General features: G+C 47.3%; 1 protein-coding gene. It reads left to right on the top strand.

What is annotated here, in order from left to right:
- The first annotated feature begins 100 nt into the window (after nt 1–100).
- Nucleotides 101–910 carry a DUF3299 domain-containing protein gene (locus tag GOV87_RS20330; RefSeq protein WP_170644398.1) on the top strand — a complete coding sequence of 270 codons (810 nt, stop codon included), beginning with the start codon at nt 101–103 and terminating at the stop codon, nt 908–910.
- Nucleotides 911–1,120: the final 210 nt, after the last annotated feature.

The following is a 1,120-nucleotide window of genomic DNA, read 5'->3' as shown; positions in this document are numbered from 1 at the left end:
CGTTTCGCTTGGAGCCCAGGTATCCATTAATGCCTTAAGCTGGCAGGTGATGACGAATTGACCAACATCCAAGTGTCCATACGGTTGAAAGGGACAAGTCATGAAGATTTGGAGAATAGTCTGTGTTGCCTCTTTGATTTCAACGTCGTTGTCCGCAGAAATCGCTGAGTTAGACTGGAACCAATTGATTGATGAAGAATCTCAGGAATACGTAGATCCTTTCAAAGAACTGACACCTGACCAGCTTAGTAATCTTGTTGAAGTCGTCCGACTAAAGCTCAGACTGGATAGTGGAGCCCATTCCGAAGATGTCCGCAAAAGTCTTGAAGCGAAAATTCTGGAAAATGAGACGCCGCTGCAAAAGGCTGGAATCGACATTGATTGGTTGATTGAACAACGATGGGTCGTTGCAGAGCGACGAAAGAAAGCCGCCACGGCTGGTAATCCAGAAATTGACGGAAAAGTCGTAAAGCTGGCGGGTTATGCGATACCCGCACCACCGGACCCTGATGGTACAAACGTCGCTTACTTGGTTCCGGAGAGAGGTATGTGCAGCCATACACCTCCACCGAACCCAAACCAGCTTATTCGTGTTCGATTGCCGGAAGATTGGTATCCAGAACGCTTTCACGAGCCAGTTCGTCTTACAGGGATAGTTTCTATTTCGCCGTCAGAGAGGACGATGAATTTCGTGGATGGGTTCGTTCCAATGAGAGCAACGTATTCATTTGAAGCTCAGTATGTAGAGGCAGGAGATGATCTCCCAGCCTATGGTTGGAAGTTCACTGACGCAGATGAGGTCAACGGTCCAAGCGCCACTGGAAAATTAGGTTCCGGGGCTGCAAAATTTGACGCGTCAAAATTGGCAAACTTTCGAGCCAAAGCTGCGCGTGAAGCAAATTCGAATTAAAAGTCGCCTGTCTTAAGCATATGGAAGCCAGTGTGTTGCGTGCTCAGACTATGGATAAAACAGAATGTCATGCAGCAATACTTAAATGAAATTGCTCAATACGATTACCGATCTGGCGCCCACCAAGCAATGAAGTGCTACTTGAAGTGCAGTCTTGAGCAGCCTCATCTGACTGGTCCAAATTGATTGTTAGTGCATCGTCGGCCTGTA

Origin of the sequence: Ruegeria sp. HKCCA5426 (genome assembly GCF_013034585.1) — a bacterium.
Classification (GTDB): Bacteria; Pseudomonadota; Alphaproteobacteria; order Rhodobacterales; family Rhodobacteraceae; genus Ruegeria.
This window is presented reverse-complemented; position numbering and strand designations above follow the sequence as displayed.

What these genes read in the sequence shown, in the direction of transcription:
- GOV87_RS20330 (WP_170644398.1), top strand. Translation starts at nt 101, where the DNA reads ATGAAGATTTGGAGAATAGTCTGTGTTGCCTCTTTGATTTCAACGTCG.